The following is an 18,300-nucleotide window of genomic DNA, read 5'->3' on the forward strand; positions in this document are numbered from 1 at the left end:
AACCTGATAAATGTAGAAACTTTTTCCCTATTTAATAGGCCCGCTGAAAAACAATCTCGCTCAAACCTGCCACACGGTTTTCTTCTTCATCCATGTAAATTCTGATATTCAGCGTTCCGTCGTTTATTTTTACCACCCGTTCGCCGGTCCAGTAAGTTTCGCCAGCGTCCAGCGATTTGGCAGGTGAAGCAATTCCTTCAAACTCCAGCTTCTGCCAGGAGGGCAAAAACAGATCGCCCACCTTTGCCCGAATACGGTATGTTCCGTTTGGAGCAGTAATCTGATATTCAAAATAATTTTTTGGATTTTTACATTGGGCGGGCGTTCCTTCAAACAACACTTTTTTCAGGCGGACATTTCCATCGTTTCTGCCGGAAACCCATTCAACCCTGTCGGCTACGTTCCATTTCCCCAGCAGCCAGCCTTTTCCCGAATAGGGTTCAAAAGCCATGCTGTTTTTTTGGTTGTTGTTTGCATGGCGAGGTTTTCCAAACTGAATCCGTCCACGCGAAAACGAGCGTGCTGCATATCCATTGTGCTGAAAATACAATCCGAATACCTGGGGAAATCCGTTAATGGCATAGTGCCTGCATTCCTCAAGTGTTGGCTCGGTTTGCGATTTAACCACGGTAAACTGAAAATGACCCCAGGTATTGTCGCCCCATGCCGTACCAATGGCATCGCCACGGACCAGATTCTGCCCTTTTTTAACGGCCAGGTTTTTGGCATAAAGGCGACTGTAATAATAATATATTCCGGGCTGCGACTCACTTTCCAGTAAAACGCAAGCCTGGTTGCCGGCTTCATCTAATCCTTTGGATTCCACCCAAACTACCCGGCTGTTTTCCAACGCCACAAGCCAGTGTTTCATCATTCCGCGGGCATTGTGCAGATCGAATCCGATGCCGGCGAAATTGCTGTAAACAGGTTGTTTACTGGTTTCATCAGTGTTGTAGAATGAAAACATATAGCTTTCCTCATCGGCGCTCCAAACAAATCCGTCGTTAAAACTAACCGGGAAAATGTATTGTGAAGGGTCAAGGAGGGGAATACGGGAATCGCTCAGGCAAATCAGTGCATCTTTGGTTAACAGACTATGAACAGGAGAATCTGAACTTAAAGCTTTTACTTTTTTGTTATCGGCCACAAAAATCCGGACTCCGCCCAACTGCTCAGGCACCGTGCGACGGGCCACTTTCAGCCAAAGGGTGTCCTCCCCTATTTTCACCTTGTTGAAATGGTTTTCAATTTTTAAAAGTTTTACTTCAACCTGATTAAATGTAATGCTTTCACCCACGTTTAGATTGTAGTAAAACCCGTTTCCCCAAAGGAAATCGGCAGAATCGGCCTGCTGCGCGTTGGCATAAAACAAAACTGCAAACAACACCAAAAATATGAATAACTTTTTTTTCAAATCTTTTCAGCTTTTTTTTCGAAAAACAAAGCTACCAGATTTTTTTGAAACTAAAGGAAATACAAGGAAATAAGGGAGTAAACTTTTTCTTTTGCTACTGGTTGCAAATATTTATACTCATGTTGCAAAGAGTGAATTTCATCTGCCTGGCAAGGTAAAACTTCCCGGTTTGATGAAGATTTCCGGCTATCCAACATGTCAGCCAAAAATTGTATTCGCGGCAATAATTTAAACAAAAAACTTCTAATCGAGCCTCATTTCCCTTCTCTTGTTCCATGGCATTTGTTTCAGTGCCAGCGCAATGCTGCACTTTCCCAGGAAGGTGACCATAAAAGTACCAACCAATAATAAAATGTAAACGTAAAACCGGCCTCCGGGCCAAAAGCTCAGTAAGGTAACGGCAAAATAAACGAACCTGATTTGTGAAGGAAATGCTATCAGGCTCTTCTCTTTTAACAGACAGTTCAGTAAATTTAAAAGACTGAGAATCATGGTCAGATAATAACCGGGTGTCCAGCCTGCAATTGCGGCTACTATAAAAACCAGGCTGATAAACCAAAACCACCAGTTTAAACTTTCGATGTTGATTTTTGAATTCATGATTTTTGGTTTTGGATGAACAGATAATTCAAGAAGTTGAGTCATACCCTCACCCTAAGAGAGGGCATGACTTTTTTTAATGATTGATTTTATAAAAACTTTTCAGTTAACTCATTCTATTTTTAGGCAAAATTTGCGTGAAATTCAATTACTCTGCCTATTTAAAAACGATTAACTTTTCAACTGAGGTCGTTTCACCATTCAGCACAATGTTGTAAATCCCGGCATGAAGCGGTTTTACATCCAATTGTATCGTTTTATCGTTGCATATTTTATCCAAAACCAGCCTTCCCTGCAAATCGTAAAGGCTCACTCTTGAAGTTCCCGGCAAAGCTGCAGGCAGTTCAATAAAAACCACATCCTTTGCAGGATTGGGGTAAATTTGCAGATTTTCCAATTCAACAACTTCATTGAAATATGCAAGAAGTTCCTTGTTTTGCATAATTTCTTCCTGGTAAGGAAACTGGTCAATATTTAGCACTGCATTGGTAAATTCAGGCAGGTCTTCATCTGAAGCCGATTTCAGCAGACTCAACAAATCAATTCCGCACGGATTGGCACCCGAGGCACAATCGAACTGAATTTTTGCCAGAAGTAAAACAAATGGCGCACATTCAGCATGTTTAAAAGGGCCAACCGGTAAAACCGATACTTTACTACTCCCTTTTAAAATGAATGAAAGATAAGCCAGCAAAGAATTTTCATTGGCCACCAGTTCGTCGCAGGTGCAATAGTAAAGGTGCAGGTCGCTTTTGGGTTTCCAGTTTATGACATCGTTTTTACGCAAGGCATAATTTACCGGATGAAAATAATCGTACTGGATATTCCACAGGTATTTCGGAACAAACATGGTTTTCCAGTATGCAGGCAATTTGAGGTTAATTTCATCCACCGTTAGGGAACCATCAAACCAACCCGGAATATCGGAATTGTAAGGTGATACAAATACCTGACTCAGATTTCCATACAAATTTCCGTAAACCTGCTGGTAACCGAGCAGCAAATAGGGCAGAAAGGAAGGACTTGGATATGCCGGATGTTCAAACAGGTATTTTTTCTGAATGTAAGATAAACTGTAAGCACCGCTTCCGGCAACTGTTTTCCGCAGAGTCAGCTCGGGAAGTGGGTTAGCCTGCAATTCGTTTTGCGTGGCAAGCGCAGCGTGGGCGCCCTGCGAATAACCCGCCAAATAGAGGTCGCCGTTGGGTTTTGCATTCACTAACTGATTTGTATTGCAGAAAAGCATAGCAGCCTTTAACATATCCACACTGGCCGAAGCCTCCGTTTCAGCATGTTGGTATGGATGAATTCCGGAATATAAACCAGGATCCATACCGGGAGGTTCCTCACCCAAGCCAAGATAATCGGGCAAAACAGAAATGTATCCGTCCATGGCCATTATCCAGCCAATAACCGATTCCAAACCTTCCAGGCCCGAAGGTGTTTCAGCATCACTGGTCAGGGTACCGTGCAGGTAAGAGAACACTGGCATACCAGCAACTTCTGGTACTGCCGGTAAAAATACCACACCCGAAGCAACCGTGGTTTTACCTTTGCCATCGATGGTTTCATAAAAAATCTTTACTGCCTGAACAGGGTATTTTTTGTAGGTGAACAGATTGGTTAATGCGAATGCCGTTTCGTCCATTTGCGACTGCAGTTCCGACATTATCAAATCAGGTGTCAAAATTGGTCCGGGGATAAAACTTACAATGTTTCCACGCTCTGCAAACACATTAATTTGGAGCGCCAGAAACAAACCGAAAAAAAGCGATGTAAATTTTTTCATAGCGCTAACTTTTAAGTTAATTTTTAATGATATAAGTTACAACAAAAATTAATGCAGTGCATTGCAAGTCTGTTGCGAAAAGTTTAAATTTTGTTGCAAAACCTGGTGTTGATTTACATAGATTGCAAAATATTTATTCAGGAAATATTTATAGGGTAATTATTTAAAAGATTAAGAAGAATATGTTTTACCCAATCCTTTAGTACTTTGTAAATGAGTCTTTTAACAAACCTCTTAAAGTAGAATTAATAATTACAGACAAAAGAAAAAAGGCTGCAAACGAAATCTTCGTGCAGCCCTCAGTTCATATGGTTGAAAATGAAGTTTTTTTATGTCATATTTTATTCCGTTACCGCCCGGTAAGCATTTACCCTTCCTTTTCCCAGATAGGATGACATTCCATTCCGGTCAGCATGATCAGCAGTTTTAAGAAGCTGTCTCACAACCGATTGCGGTTTAATATTGCCGTTGTTTTTGGAAACAATTAATGCAGCAACTCCGGCAACATGTGGCGAGGCAAAACTGGTTCCGGCAGAAAACCAAATTGAATTGTTTGGTCCTGTGCCGATTATCATGTCGGTAAAACCAAAATATTCCTCATAGTAATCAGTATCACCTCCGGGGGCTGCAATGTCAACCAGTGATTTTCCAAAATCAGTATAACTTGCAGGAATATCCCAAAGTGGCTCCAAACCGTTTAAAAAATCACCGTACCAATAATTTGGTGCCGTGGCCGAAACTGAAACCACGTTTTGAAGTTCAGCCGGGATGATTATTACCGAACCATTGCCATCGGCATTTAACCCGCTATTTCCGGCTGATGTTACAACTACCGCACCTTTTTTCCAGGCATAATTAATGGCTCGCTGTTGCGCCCTGATTAAATTCTGAATATAAACTGCCGGAATTTTTACCAGGTTGCCATCTTCATCGTAATAAAAACCGTTTTTGTTGAACCGGGCTCCAAGGCTCATATTAATCACATCGGCACCATTGTTGGCCGCATAAACAATCCCATCATTAATCCAGCTAAATGCGCCGGAACCATCTTTTTCAGAGAGGACCTTAACTGCAACAATTTCAGCATCGGGTGCTACACCTATTACGCCAAAACCGTTATCAGCGGCGGCAATAATTCCGGCAACATGAGTCCCGTGGCTAAATACGGAGGTATTTTGCACATAAAACTCTTCATCGGGAACAAATGAAGTGCTTAATTCGGTATTTACGTTGGGAAACAAATCAGAAATTGTGGGATCTATCCCGTCATCCAGAACAAAAACCCTTGCTTTTTTTCCTGTAAATCCGGCATTCCAGGCTTCCGGGGCATCAATGGCATCCATTCCCCACTGGTAAAAAAAGAGTGATTCATCACTTCCAATGCTTGCCGGATTTGCTTCTTTTGTAAATTTTTCCGGCTCAATCCATTGGGTCTTTAAATCAGGGACAACGGCTGTGATTTCCGGAAAACTTGCCAGTTCTTTTTCAAGGTTTGGAGAACCTGATTTAAGAACTACTATGCCAATTTCAGGAATTGAATTTACTACGGTTCCGTAATCTGCAAGTTTTTCTTCCAAACCCCTGGGAAGCGTTTCCGATTTGGTAATTACCATAAAATTAGTGATTCTGCCACTTTTAAGCATTAGTGGTTCAGATTCTTCCACATTTTCTGTTTGAAGCAGTTCCTGTTGGCAACCAAAACAGAATACCAAGACTGTTATTCCCAGAAAAAAGTAGAATACTTTTAAGTTGAATTTGGTTTTTTTGATCATAATAAAAATTTTTGACGATTATTGAGGAACTAAAACTACGATAAAAACAAATATGATTATTCATAACAAGCTTAAAATCTTACTAATTTTTTTGGTTACAGGACAAAATGATAACAAGCGGGTATTGAGTGGTTTTTTCAAATTTGCAAGTCAAAAGCAGTAAATATTATTGTTGCCCCATCAACCGGAACATTTTCCAGTTGCCGTTTTCCAGTTTTTTGAAAGCTAAAATCCAGAAAAAATAGGGTTGAATTCAGCATTCAAATTTTTCACATATAAGCTACGCTAAAAATGGATACGATACATGGCAAATTTGTTGCAAAAGATTTCAATTTTTTGGCCGGAAGAAGTTATTTTTGAATGCTAACATTTTTCAATTTTTACAGGAATTTCAGTGTAAACCTAAATTCAAAAACGATGGCACTGGCAGTAGTAAATTATCCAACCTTAACCGAAAAGGATTTTCAATGGATTCAAACTGTTCGTGAAAAGTACGATAAGTTGTTTTATGATGTGGTAAATCCGCATTTCACATTGGTTTTTCCAACCGAAAAAATCGCTTATGAATTGCTTTTCGAACACATTCAAAAAGTGGCTGAAAATTTTGAACCTTTTGAATTTGTTATCCAGTGCGCAACGTTGGGGGATGCGGATTTTATGGATCATGCCCACCTGTTTTTGATTCCTGATGAAGGCTTCAGCAAAATTATAAAACTACACGATGCATTTTACCGGGGCCCGCTGGAACCGGAACTCCGGCTTGACCTTCCGTTTGTTCCGCACATTGGAATAGCCAGTTTGCCCAAACCGGAAGATTGTAAAAATCTGGCGGATGAATTAAACGGACAAAATTTTGAAATTCGTGGAAAGGTAGAAACACTCGATATTATCCGGTATGACGGGTTGACAACAGAAACGGTTCGGAAGATTAGACTGGGTTACCCCGCTTACTAATTATTTAAATTGTATAGCACAATAATAATATCATGCACTCAACGGAGCTCCAATTATTTGCAATATTTTAATTAAAATAATTGTAACCGGTATTATGAGAAGAGTAGGAAGCCACACTAAATAGAATGATTCACGATTTAATTTACTGCAATACTTCACACTTACAAAAATACTTATTGAACCAACAAGGATTACTCCAACAATTTGAATTATACGAACTAATGGAGAGTATGTTAATTGTTGGCCTCTGTCTGCAGCCACCAAATATTCATTGAATTCAACCGCTGAATATCCCAGTACACCGCACATGACAAGAACTCCAAAGATCGTGAGGAAACTGAAAAAAAATTTATACCTGTTTTTCCCGTCAATTAACTTCAAATAAAAAATTAAAAGCAGGATTATGCCAACCAAAAAAGTTACCATTGCCAGTAATCCTAGAAAAGGGATATCCAAAAATGCTGCACTAGCTATAAGGATTGCATAGCCTGTAATACCAAGTGTCTTGTTCATATGCAGAAATTTTTAATTTATTTTTATTTTTGAAATAATCTTTTGAATAAAAATCAAAAAGTTGTTAATTAAATCACTGGTCTTCAGGAATATACTTCTTAAAACTTTTATATAATTGCTCTAATTGAGCTTTATTCAAATCATGCTGGAATCTTACACATTTTCCATCTTTATTCAGAATTAACTCTAAAAAAGATTTATCTACATTGTAAATTTTATATTTAGAGTCATTGGTTTCAGTATTAATAGTGGAATATTTCCAGTTCAGATGAGGTTCCCGGTTGGCAATATCACCTGAATAATTAAAAGTAAGCCTTGATTTATTTGGATTATTTACCATTCCTTTGCTGGGCAATGCATAAATCAGTTTCTTTCCACCATCAGTAGTTCGTTGTGTTTCAGTTGGCATTCCTAATCTGTTGTAAATAATATTCTCATTTTGTCCTTCAACTGCGTGATATATAGCTTCATTACTCAATCTGTTTATTGATGTACAAGAACCAACCATGATGATCAGCACTAGCAGGAAAATTGAATTTTTCATGACCCTGGATTTTTGGTTCAACATACAAGTTACGAATAAAACTATGGATACCAACAAATAAAATAGTGCCAAACACCCGTTTTTAAGTTCTTTCCATTTTTTTATATCTTGAATCTGGGCTTATAATTTCTGAGAACGATTTTGATATTCAGAATATATTTAATCGTTGCCACTTTGCGCATTCATTTAAGGTGGTTAAAAAGAACTCAAAGGAAATTTTTGACATCCATTATTTCTGAGTTTTTTGATAGCATCTTCTAAAGGAACATCTAACGCATTTCCTACCGGATTTTGACAAAAAGGACATGCATGAATGTCGCCTTTTGAGTCGATGTACATGTAACGATTTCCAGCGCCCAAACACCCGACTTGCCTTTGATCGAAGCCTGGAAACATTACAATAGGCCAGGTTCTGAATCTATCATCGTTATATGATTGCAAGTAAAAATCTGTAAGCATTTTTATTTGTTCAGGAGTCAGTGTAACATCTTTTCCGGTGAAACGACCAACTTTCCTCGCTTCTAAAATTTTTATAAACCCCACATTCCATTTTTTGGCAAGTTCATAATATTTCAGAATATCTTCCTGAGTTGTAAATTCTTTTGTGGCACAAAGAGCAAGAGAAACAATAATTCCGGCCCGGTGGCAGTTTTGAACTGCTTCTTTAACCCAATAAAAGGATTTTCCATGGTTGCGAAAAGTATTGTGCGCCGTTTCTTCCCAATGATCTAAACTGATACTTGCTCCCGTAAGTCCTGCCTTTTTCAGCTCCAATGCTTTTTCCAGGGTCAATCCAAATCCCGATGTAAGCAACCAGCAATCCATATTTGTTTTTGCTTTTTTAATCAGTACCAAAAGATCCTCAAACCTGGCCAGTGGTTCACCTCCTCCAAACTGAATATGTGTGAGTCCCAGGAATTTCAATTTCTCCAATATTATGATCAGTTGGTCTGGTTTTAAATGTTCCTGAGAACTGAGATTATCCCACTCAAAACAATGCGTACAATTCAACGGACATCGACTGGTTATAGAATAAATAACGGTATTCATCATTATTTTTCGCTCCCTGTTGCCTTCTATTCTTTTCAATTCAGCCTCGAAAAAACGGTTGAATGTACCGGAAGGAAAACCCGGAATCTGGTCTGCAAAGTGATACTTTTGACCACTCTGTACAAACCGGGTAATTCTTGAATACCCCTGAATTTTTGTTCGCTTTTCAGCAAATCTTTTGAGGTTCCTGATTACGGCTAATGGATTATTTTTCGTCTTTAAAGCATGCAGAAAAATGCTAAGAAATATTCTTTTGCTCACCCACGCTGCTTTGTTTCCGTTTATAATTGTGCTGGGTTTTATTCCATCCAATGGTTGATTATTCATTGGAGTTCATTTTCTGTGAAAGAGAAATAAATTCCTCATAAAGTTCTCTTGAATATTGTGCCATTCTTCCCGGGTCACGGAAGGATTTTAATGTTTTCCAGTCAGCGCGGCCTTCCTGCTCTCTGATAATTTTGTAATACCCTTTGCTGTGCAGAATAACTGTACGGTTTTCATCAGTAAACTCAGGTACGGGAAAAATAAGCGTGGCTTCATTCCCAATTTCGGGTTGTGAATAATACAGAAGGTCATTATTTTTTATGGCATCAACAACATCAAAACCATTTTCATCCATGGCTTCCAATGCCGTTACGGTTTTTACTTCCAGCGGAATATTTTCCGTAAAATCCATGGCTGCAAAGTCCATTTCCCAGAACATCAACCCCGTTTCGAGTTTAATTTTTAAGGTATCGCTTTTCACATCTTTCAGGTCAATGGCCAGAATATCATTTTTCATGGCCATTGGACCGGCAATTTCATAAAAATCCTGCAATTCCCATTCACCCTCATTTTCCAGATAAACCGCCAATGGAAATCCCTGATTGAACATTAATTCACGAAGTTTTTCTGATGATTTTTTTTCTTCTCTTTTATTAAATTTATAATACCTCCCGCCAAACATATCGTGAAAACTGGAGAACACATGCTCTACCCATACTGAGTTTTTAGCGCGAATCATTAATTTTCCATTAGTGGCGTTTTCGGGTTTGATAAAAGTGAAAACGACTCCGGCAAAATGTTCATCTGAAACGGATATGTCATTAAAAATAAAGGCATTTTCATCTTTTTCATTAATCAGGAATAAAACATCCTGACCGTCAAAAGCTTCTGCTTTTTCTGGAAGAACAGGTTCAGAAAAAGTCTGCACCTGCCCGTATTTATCCATTAAAACATTTACATTTTCAGGATGATCAATCATGGCGAGCTCCAATAGGTTAATGTGCTGAATTTCCTTAACTTCATTTGTAACTTTCATGAGATACTGCCCTTCTACAGGTTTCAAATCGGACAATGCCAAATAATCATGCCTTTCCAGGCCGGGCTGAATCGCACCGCTGAAAATTTCACCTGCAAATTGGTACGAATCACCATCATACGCATAGATAAACGGACAAGATTCCTTAAAAATCAAAACGAGAATTACCAGAATCACAAATGCTATCGCACCGGCACCCAAAACTCCCAACACCCATGACCCTGTTGTGGTTGCGGTATCTTTGTCGTAAATCTCCACTTTACTTACTGAACTTAAAGGGATTGAAACCATTTTATTTCCAAGATCAGCATATTCATTTGTATAAATGTGTACCTCGTTGAGCAAATAAGTCTGCCTCTTGCTTAATTTTTTATAATACCGGTTGGGCTTGTCGGGTTTGACCTGATAATTGATATAGTTATCACCTAATTCCCCGATTTCTCCCAGCAAGGTGCTATCCCGAATTTCAACATTCGCTAATCGAAGTACCTTTTCATTAAAATGAAGATAAAAATTCTTACCCTGACTTTCAAGACTGGAAATTGTTTCAGCAGAAGGATTGCTTTTAGCATTCACTTTAAAATAATAGCACCCTTGGGTGAGGTTGAGCGTAGCAGCAGCTAAAAATACTGCAATATACCGGGTCACATTCCATTTCTGGATGGTCAAAAGACTGGGAAGTTTTTTCCAGGCTTTGAAAAATCTTTTCTTTTTGGTTTTCATTTTATTCAGGTTTAAAAAATAAATGATGCTTCAATTTCGAAAAAACTTGAACGAAACTTTGGATTGGAATATAGCGGAATATCCAATCCTGTATTAAATTGAAAAAAGTCAACGGGTTGCCATAGAAACTTTGAAGAAAACAAAATGCCATTCATTGAATTATTGGTATTTTTCGTCACAATATACCATGGCTCCTGGTCTAAATCTTGATACTTTTGGGTAGTATATTTTCCGGTAACCCAGTGCACACCGCCGGATATCCTGAAAGGCCCGGGATCAAAAATATAGGCATCAACGCCTGCCCTGCCATTCCAGCGCAGGTATCGCATTAAGTTGCTATAATTTTCAGCGACATACTGTTCCTCCGTCCACAGATTAAAGGGATTCAGGTTTTTGGAAAAGGAAGTATAGAGCCCAAGGGTGCCATCTCCCAACAAATATTTATAAGACAATTTAATATTTTTGTAAAAAGTGATAGCAGCAAAATCTAAACCCAAAGAATTCCGTTTAAACTGTCCTTTTTCCTTTTCCTGAATTATTGGCTCGGGCAGAATTTGTTGAAAATCAGTTTTTGTTCCGTTGGCATAAAGAATACTGTCAATAGCATTTATACTGATAAACCGAACAGTTCCTTCTGCATCACCCGGAAGGTTATACGATCGGCTTTTCCCTGTTGTAGTAAGATTAAAAACCTGAATTACTTCGCCATTTTTTTTGAAGATTACATCTTGTGCATTGGCCTTCAAAATTGTTCCACAAAAAGAGACTATTAGAACAAAGCACCAATTTACTCTCATTTTAAAAATGTTAGTTATTAATTTCAGTCCTTTTTAAATAAAAAGTTACGGAAAAATTATACACAACGCTTTACTTTGGATACAATAAAACTTCTGATCAGGTAATATTTCTTGTTTTAGGGGTTGATTTTATTCGTTTGCTGGAAAATTTGAAAGATGATATTTGCGGATAATTTTTTCGTTACAACTTTTTTACCTATTTGCTGCTTCCGTACCTGATTTTTATATCGCGAATACTCGATGTTATCAGGAGGTATAATATTCATTTTATTAGGTCTGCTTTTAATTCATCTATTCACAAAAAACACATCAATTCTTGCCTGTGGAAATGATTTAAAGTAAATTAAAAAATTATGGAAATTTATGTTCTCAGCAACTCACAAATCTGTTGTAAATTTCATTCTCATTTTGTCCTGCAACTGCGTGATATATTGCTTCATTACTCAATTTGTCTATTGATGTACAAGAACTAAACATAATGGTCAGCGCTAATAATATCACTGGATTTTTCATGATCATGATTTTTAGATGTTCCATGTATGTTATGAATAAAATTGTTGAAATTCAATGATTAAGACACAACAATAAAGCTCCTAAACAACCATTTTAATTATATTGAAATTTTTACTGAGCCAGCTTTTTTAATTCATTCTCAATAATTTTTAATGCGGTTTCAATTTGACCCGAAGAGATATTCAGTGGCGGACATATTAAAATAATTTCAAAATTCCATGATTCACAAATCATAAGTCCGTTCCTTACTAACCCCAACGATAATCTTTGTATTAACCGGATAAATGGTTTTTTCTCTGTATGATTATACACAAGTTCAATACCGATAAGCATTCCTACTCCTCTGATTTCTCCTGTATTATCAGGCAGATATTTGTGGAACATTAAATTCAACTGTTCCAGTAAATATTTTCCTTTTATCATGGCTTTTTCAGGTAATTTTTCCTTTAGCAGTAAATCAATATTTGCTTTTGAAACGGCACATGCTAAAGGTGTCCAGGCAAAAGTGCCTGAGACATCTTCATATTTTGAATATGCTTCAGATAAGTTCTCATTGAGTAAAGCCGCACCAATGGGAACTATTCCGGCACCCATTCCTTTTGCAAATGCCACTGCGTCCGGTACAATGTCATATAATTCCATTGCCGTTACTGCTCCCAGTCTTCCAAATCCGGTGATCACTTCGTCAAATGCATATGTTACACTATGAGAATTACAAATTTCTTTCGCTCGTCTCAGGTATTTTTCAGGAATAACAATTACTCCGCCACTTCCAATCACAGGTTCAATAAAGAATATGCCTATATCAGGGTGTGTTTTTAAGGATGTTTCAATAAACGATGTACACTCAACATCACATGTATCTTTGGTTTTATTCAGCGGACACCTGTAGCAATAAGGTGGAGGAATTTTGTAATATTTATTTTTGGTAGAGGTTGGAGGAAACCGAAAGTTTTTGTTATCACTTAAATTGACTGCGAATTTTGATCCCCCATGATATGAATGGTACAAAGACAAAGTCGCCGGTTTTTCATTATAAATATATGATGACCTGTTTATAATTTCATTTGCTTCCGTCCCTCCTATTGCCCTTGCGCATTTTGCGAAGTTATTGCCGGTTATTTTTTTTAAAAGTGTTGCAAGTTCAACAGCCTCTTTTGTCGGGAACCACGGCGGACTATAATTTAGTTTTTGTAGTTGATTAGTGGCAATTTCAATTAACTCTTTTCTATCCCAACCTGTGTTTGCAACTCCATAACCGCTTGTAAAATCAATATATGAGTTCCCTTCAACATCAACCAATTTATTATCCTGGTATCCTGCTATACAAATTGGCAAAGCAACTTCGGCTAAACAACTGCTTTTATATTCCCGATTAACATCGACATTTCTCATTGTGAAGTATTAAAATTTAAAATGATTATATTCATCGTTGTATTCATGTTTTGAATCTTGATTAGTGTTTTATAAGTTTTTGATTGTAAACAATCTTATTCCCGTTGTATAACTGAATTATATACATTCCACTTTTAAACTCAGCCAGGTTTATTTCATTTCTAACTTTATCTAAACGGCAGGTCATTATTTTTTTTCCTGAAATATCAAAAATGACCAGTTCCATTTCGTTAGAATAAGTTTCAACAACTAATTTTTCATTAAAGGGATTTGGATAAACACGGACATCTGTTTTTTCATTTGTTTCCGTTAAAATTCCTGTTGGATTTAGTTGATGGGTTGAATAATAAAAATAGTATTTCTCAACAGCCCTCCATTTTAAGAGGTTTTCATCCCACTGAACGTATTCATACAAAATCAAATTGTTGTTATCATCAAGCAGGTAATTATATTTGGTATAGAACATTATATATTCAACATCCCATTGTTCAGATGAATTATTCCAGTCGTAATAAACACGTTTCGTTCTTTCGTTTTCATTGTCGTAATAATATTCATCTTTATAATCCGGAATCCATTTGTTTGCAGCCTCATTCCAATATATGAGGGCATCACTCGTTTTATTGCCATTTTCATCGTAAGAGGTTTCCCTTTTTCTGTCGCCAACCCAATCTTCTTTTTCATTGTCCCAGAAATATCGGACATCGCTAATTATCCTGCTGGAATCATCATAAGTCCTTTCAGTTTTAGAATATAGTCCTTGCCAGGTATTTAAATAAAAATTCCACTGAAATTCTGCATAACTCGTCTGATTACCGTTAGCATCATAGGATATATCATACTTTGTTTTTGAAGTGACTTTTAACGTATCAGCATTAAAATCTAGAGCATAAACATTGGTAAAGACACGGCTGCCATGGTCATCGTAGATATTTTCAGTCCTGGCAGTAATTTTCCAAAAGGCAGTATCTTTAACCTGATAAGTTCCCAAATTGTCTAAAATTAATGCACCCGAAATATTTTCTTCTAGTAAATCGTAAATAAGAAATTGCACGGAATCAATGCTATTTAAATTCAAAATTCCGTTTTCTTCAGATTCATTTTCAACTAATTCCAAATCATCGAAATTTAAAAAAGATTTTTTCCATGATTGAAATGGGTTGCCTAAAATGTGCATGCTTTCAGCCATCCATAACTCGCCACCAGATTCTTTAAACAATACTACAAATTTGGCATTTGTAGGACTTATAATTTTCGAGTTAAAATAAAAACCTTCATCATTAGTGAGGTTCGCCTCATTTTTTATCCCAATTTTGCATCCCTCTTCCCATTTCAATAATACCCCGATATGATATTCCCAAAGTATGGAACCTGTTCCCTCCACATAATCGGAGTTTTGCAGAACAATGTTTTGTTCAGAATTTGTTCCGGTAGGAATTAAAGAAATCAAACTGTCCGAGTCGAAACTGAAAATCATAGTATTTACAGCTTGTAAATGTTTTTCTTCAAAATCATAATAAACCGTTTCCGTCCGGTCACCATTACTATTGTAATATATTTCTGTTTTGGAATCACCTTCCCATGCTTTAAAACTGTCATTCCAAATATAATTTGCTTCTAAAATAAGTTGGTCATTATCATCAAATCCTAATTCTGTCTTTTTATCCAGCTCCCAGTCATTTATTTCCGTGTTCCATCCATAAATAATTTTTGACGGAAAAAGATCGGGTTTGTAATAAATATATTCTGTTTTTGATTTTTTATACCAAACCGTATCTAAAAAACTCCATTCATAATCAATTGTTATCGAATCCTGACCATGTGAATTAAATTCTCGTTCTTCTTTCCGGTATCCATACCATTGTGACAATTCATCATTCCAAAAATATATTTCCGAACTGCTTTCTGTTTCACTGAAAACCCTCATTGATTTTTGATGATATTTCCACTGGCCATTTTCATAGTCCCATGTATAATACCAGGATAAAATTCTGTTTCCATTTTCGTCAAAAATAACCTCAGATTTTGATGTCCCACGCCACTGTCCCTTTTCCTTATCCCAACTATAACTGGCATCTAAAATTTTATTGCCGTATTCGTCAAATTCATATTCATACTTATATTTTGGTATCAATAAATTCGTTTGCCAGTCCCTTCCGTAAAACACATCAAAAATTTTATTCCCCCGGGAATCAAAGGCATATTCATGTTTTAAGATCATATCCCATTTATTGGAATCATTGTCCCAACTGAATATTTCCAGGAGAAGTAGATTGTTTTTTTCATCGTAATTTCTCACGGTTTTACTGCTTCCAATCCAAATATTTAACGAATCGTTCCACCGGTAAAATGCATAATAGGTTTCATTGCCGTTGTAGTCGAAATTATACTCGGTTCTTGTGTCATGAACCCACGTGTTGTTTGTTGTATCCTTTACGTCGGAAATCAGAAGACTATCATTCCCCCAATCATAATAATAGTATGCATCCTCGTTAATATGTATCCATTCCCCTGATAAACTATCCAAAATAAACCGGCTAAGCAATATTTTATTTTCATCGAAATAGTAATTTGCATATTGTTTTAAAACAAGGACAGAATCGTCCGGAGAATAAAAATGATAGGTGTAAGCTGAATCAAGCAATACAGTATCAGTAACGGATTTTTCTATTTTACCAAAATTTGTTTTCAAAATATCAAACCAGTCCGGGTGTTTTTCCTGTGTTAAAGCATTTGAGGTCTCAATTGAATCAATGCTGTTTTTTAGAGTAATGGAAGTAACCAATGTTTCTTCAGTTAGAACTTGCGAAAAAGTACTAATAGAAATTAACAAGATTGATAAAGAAATGAGATTTTTCACGGTTGTTGAATTTTGGTTTACATTTCTGGATTTTGAATAAGTAATTAAAATTTAACGCTAAGAGTAAGTGAAGGTACCGGCTGCGCGTTAAATGCTGTTGCGCTGCTTTTTAGTAAATAACCATTTTGAAAATTAAATGTCAATGATGCCTTCCTTTTATTTGCACCGGCGGATATAAAGAAAGGAATACTTACTATGTCAGCAACAGCTCCAACTAAAAATATATAGGAGTAAACATCAGCCCTCCTGTTTTTAACTGAATTACCACCCCAAAGGTCAAAATTACGCATAACTCCAACTGCACCAACTACTGCCAAAGTTGTTCCTCCCGCACATAAAATTTTACCGGTTGCAGCCTGGGTTTTATATTTTGAATAATAATAGCCATAGTTTTTATTTTCCGGCTGATTAATCGGGTATTGGCCAAATACATTAATAACCACCAGCAAGGACAAGAATAAGATGATATTCTTTTTCATGAGTGTTAATTTTTGGTTATTAATAAGTTACGAATATTACACAGAAAAGGTTTTGCGCTATTTTAATTGATTTTTAAATTCCTCATTGGAAATCATGGCGAATTCTTTGTCGAAATTTTCTGTATCTCCCAATGTTTTATAGCAATTTGCAAGAAAAAAATGTGCCAGTTCTTTGTTGGTGCATTCTTCAGCACTCCCAACGGATTTATTGAATTTCTTTAGAGCTTTCTCGGGTTTTCCGTTGCAGACATCATTTAACATTAAATGTATTTCAATGTCTTGTTCCAGGTCAGGTGCAGTATTATATTTTTGAGATTTTTTAAAGAATTCCTTATCCCTGTTTATTAATTCGCTTCTCAATTCATCATGAGTAATTTTAAATGCGAGACGTTGAAACTGTACGGCAATATCATAGGCAAATTTACTGTCTTTACTCAAGGCATTAATGTCGTAAAAACAGTTGTATAATTCAGATACATCATTGGGAACTGCATTTAGAGCTTGTACAAATACTTCTTTATCCCTGTAACCAACTTGTTGCCATAAAACGCTACCATCGGCCATGGCAATTACAACCATTGGAATTCCCTGAACGTTAAAAATTTCAGCAGTATTCCCATCTTTTGTTACATCAATTTTTACGGCTACAAAATTCTGGGCATTTAGCTGCACATCAGGATTATTCCAAAGTTCTTTCTCCATAACTTTACAGGGTTGGCACCAATCTGCCCAAAAATCGATTACCATGAGTTTACCTGATTCCTTACACCTGGACTTTGCTGTATCAAAGTCGGTTACCCAGTTAATCTGTGCTGATGTTACAAGTGAAATGAATAATAATGTAATAAGAATCGAATTTTTCATTTTTATCCTTTCTTTTAAATAATGTTTAATGATGCTTGTTCATATTTTCTTTAGTTGCTCATCAATTTTTATCATTTTTTGAGCCTGGCATGCAAAAACAAAAAAGAATAAAAGAATGGTAATTGTAAGTAGTTTTTTCATTACAAAGCTTTTAATGTTTTATTTAAAATGTTCAGAATTTACCGTATAATTATTTTTTTCACAAAAACATCCTTGTCGGTTGCAAAGCGCAGCATATAATTTCCGGCTGGCAGGTCATTTACATTGATGTTTGTGACATCACCAACTGTTTGAAGTGTTTTAATCTTTTGGCCATTGTTGTTAAACAAACTGATTGTACCATTTTTTAAATCTGACGCTGTTTTTACACAGATATAGTCAGTTGCAGGATTCGGATAAACTTCCACGAACCTGTTATAGGTTAAAACTTCCGGTAATCCGGTAATTCCGCGCGAAGACCAGAAGTAATAATGTTTTTCTATGGGAAGCCATTGGTGCGCCGTTTCATCCCACGTTGAAATTTCATACGCGATTACATTTCCTTCTGAATCGGATAAAAACTCTGTGTGCCGGGTGAAAATAACATCCTGCACGCCCCAGTTATTTAAATCAAAATCCCAGTTGTAAAATATGGTTTTTATTTCTTCACCAAATTCATTAAAAAAGGTTTCATTTCTGTAATTGCCAACCAATTGCCCCTGTTCATAATTCCAGGAATACTTTGTTTCAGAGG

General features: G+C 36.8%; 15 protein-coding genes. 1 reads left to right on the plus strand and 14 read right to left on the minus strand.

Annotated features, from left to right (window positions below):
• Window positions 1-31 precede the first annotated feature (31 nt).
• From ACESMA_RS14465 to ACESMA_RS14480, 4 genes are all read right to left on the minus strand, one after another.
• Complete coding sequence (locus tag ACESMA_RS14465; RefSeq protein ID WP_372949559.1) at window positions 32-1,414, minus strand: hypothetical protein; 1,383 nt, start codon at window positions 1,412-1,414, stop codon at window positions 32-34.
• Window positions 1,415-1,657: 243 nt separating this feature from the next.
• Window positions 1,658-2,014: a hypothetical protein gene (locus ACESMA_RS14470; RefSeq protein ID WP_372949560.1), complete on the minus strand. Its 357-nt coding sequence runs from the start codon at window positions 2,012-2,014 to the stop codon at window positions 1,658-1,660.
• Window positions 2,015-2,171: 157 nt separating this feature from the next.
• Window positions 2,172-3,803, minus strand: a complete 1,632-nt coding sequence (locus tag ACESMA_RS14475) for a T9SS type A sorting domain-containing protein (protein ID WP_372949561.1) — start codon at window positions 3,801-3,803, stop codon at window positions 2,172-2,174.
• A gap of 341 nt (window positions 3,804-4,144) precedes the next feature.
• On the minus strand, window positions 4,145-5,575 hold the full coding sequence (locus ACESMA_RS14480) for a S8 family peptidase (protein WP_372949562.1): 1,431 nt from the start codon (window positions 5,573-5,575) through the stop codon (window positions 4,145-4,147).
• A gap of 417 nt (window positions 5,576-5,992) precedes the next feature.
• Between ACESMA_RS14480 and ACESMA_RS14485 the strand changes: the two genes are divergently transcribed.
• Window positions 5,993-6,529 carry a 2'-5' RNA ligase family protein gene (locus tag ACESMA_RS14485; RefSeq protein WP_372949563.1) on the plus strand — a complete coding sequence of 179 codons (537 nt, stop codon included), beginning with the start codon at window positions 5,993-5,995 and terminating at the stop codon, window positions 6,527-6,529.
• A 30-nt stretch (window positions 6,530-6,559) separates the two neighbouring features.
• Here ACESMA_RS14485 and ACESMA_RS14490 read toward each other — a convergent pair whose 3' ends face one another.
• From ACESMA_RS14490 to ACESMA_RS14535, 10 genes are all read right to left on the minus strand, one after another.
• Window positions 6,560-7,042 carry a hypothetical protein gene (locus ACESMA_RS14490; RefSeq protein WP_372949564.1) on the minus strand — a complete coding sequence of 161 codons (483 nt, stop codon included), beginning with the start codon at window positions 7,040-7,042 and terminating at the stop codon, window positions 6,560-6,562.
• Window positions 7,043-7,115: 73 nt separating this feature from the next.
• The gene (locus tag ACESMA_RS14495) at window positions 7,116-7,586 is read right to left on the minus strand and encodes a hypothetical protein (RefSeq protein WP_372949565.1); all 471 of its coding nucleotides are present in this window, start codon (window positions 7,584-7,586) and stop codon (window positions 7,116-7,118) included.
• A gap of 195 nt (window positions 7,587-7,781) precedes the next feature.
• Complete coding sequence (locus ACESMA_RS14500) at window positions 7,782-8,963, minus strand: radical SAM/SPASM domain-containing protein (protein ID WP_372949566.1); 1,182 nt, start codon at window positions 8,961-8,963, stop codon at window positions 7,782-7,784.
• On the minus strand, window positions 8,956-10,659 hold the full coding sequence (locus ACESMA_RS14505) for a hypothetical protein (protein WP_372949567.1): 1,704 nt from the start codon (window positions 10,657-10,659) through the stop codon (window positions 8,956-8,958). Before ACESMA_RS14505 ends, ACESMA_RS14500 begins: the two co-directional genes overlap by 8 nt.
• Window positions 10,660-10,670: 11 nt before the next feature.
• Entirely contained in the window at window positions 10,671-11,456 is a 786-nt protein-coding gene (locus tag ACESMA_RS14510) for a hypothetical protein (RefSeq protein WP_372949568.1), read from the minus strand.
• Window positions 11,457-12,080: 624 nt separating this feature from the next.
• Window positions 12,081-13,364, minus strand: coding sequence for an aspartate aminotransferase family protein (locus tag ACESMA_RS14515; RefSeq protein ID WP_372949569.1), 1,284 nt, complete (start codon window positions 13,362-13,364; stop codon window positions 12,081-12,083).
• 61 nt (window positions 13,365-13,425) lie between these two features.
• The gene (locus tag ACESMA_RS14520) at window positions 13,426-16,224 is read right to left on the minus strand and encodes a T9SS type A sorting domain-containing protein (protein WP_372949570.1); all 2,799 of its coding nucleotides are present in this window, start codon (window positions 16,222-16,224) and stop codon (window positions 13,426-13,428) included.
• Window positions 16,225-16,268: 44 nt separating this feature from the next.
• Entirely contained in the window at window positions 16,269-16,703 is a 435-nt protein-coding gene (locus ACESMA_RS14525; protein WP_372949571.1) for a hypothetical protein, read from the minus strand.
• 57 nt (window positions 16,704-16,760) lie between these two features.
• Entirely contained in the window at window positions 16,761-17,567 is an 807-nt protein-coding gene (locus tag ACESMA_RS14530; RefSeq protein WP_372949572.1) for a thioredoxin family protein, read from the minus strand.
• Between the two features lie 179 nt (window positions 17,568-17,746).
• Window positions 17,747-18,300: T9SS type A sorting domain-containing protein (locus ACESMA_RS14535; protein WP_372949573.1), on the minus strand; the 554-nt coding region annotated here is incomplete at its 5' end.

It is taken from the genome of Mariniphaga sp. (genome assembly GCF_041687215.1).
Taxonomy (GTDB): domain Bacteria; phylum Bacteroidota; class Bacteroidia; order Bacteroidales; family Prolixibacteraceae; genus Mariniphaga.

What these genes read in the sequence shown, in the direction of transcription:
- ACESMA_RS14470 (WP_372949560.1), bottom strand. Translation starts at nt 2,014, where the DNA reads ATGAATTCAAAAATCAACATCGAAAGTTTAAACTGGTGGTTTTGGTTT.
- ACESMA_RS14475 (WP_372949561.1), bottom strand. Translation starts at nt 3,803, where the DNA reads ATGAAAAAATTTACATCGCTTTTTTTCGGTTTGTTTCTGGCGCTCCAA.
- ACESMA_RS14480 (WP_372949562.1), bottom strand. Translation starts at nt 5,575, where the DNA reads ATGATCAAAAAAACCAAATTCAACTTAAAAGTATTCTACTTTTTTCTG.
- ACESMA_RS14485 (WP_372949563.1), top strand. Translation starts at nt 5,993, where the DNA reads ATGGCACTGGCAGTAGTAAATTATCCAACCTTAACCGAAAAGGATTTT.
- ACESMA_RS14490 (WP_372949564.1), bottom strand. Translation starts at nt 7,042, where the DNA reads ATGAACAAGACACTTGGTATTACAGGCTATGCAATCCTTATAGCTAGT.
- ACESMA_RS14495 (WP_372949565.1), bottom strand. Translation starts at nt 7,586, where the DNA reads ATGAAAAATTCAATTTTCCTGCTAGTGCTGATCATCATGGTTGGTTCT.
- ACESMA_RS14500 (WP_372949566.1), bottom strand. Translation starts at nt 8,963, where the DNA reads ATGAATAATCAACCATTGGATGGAATAAAACCCAGCACAATTATAAAC.
- ACESMA_RS14505 (WP_372949567.1), bottom strand. Translation starts at nt 10,659, where the DNA reads ATGAAAACCAAAAAGAAAAGATTTTTCAAAGCCTGGAAAAAACTTCCC.
- ACESMA_RS14510 (WP_372949568.1), bottom strand. Translation starts at nt 11,456, where the DNA reads ATGAGAGTAAATTGGTGCTTTGTTCTAATAGTCTCTTTTTGTGGAACA.
- ACESMA_RS14515 (WP_372949569.1), bottom strand. Translation starts at nt 13,364, where the DNA reads ATGAGAAATGTCGATGTTAATCGGGAATATAAAAGCAGTTGTTTAGCC.
- ACESMA_RS14525 (WP_372949571.1), bottom strand. Translation starts at nt 16,703, where the DNA reads ATGAAAAAGAATATCATCTTATTCTTGTCCTTGCTGGTGGTTATTAAT.
- ACESMA_RS14530 (WP_372949572.1), bottom strand. Translation starts at nt 17,567, where the DNA reads ATGAAAAATTCGATTCTTATTACATTATTATTCATTTCACTTGTAACA.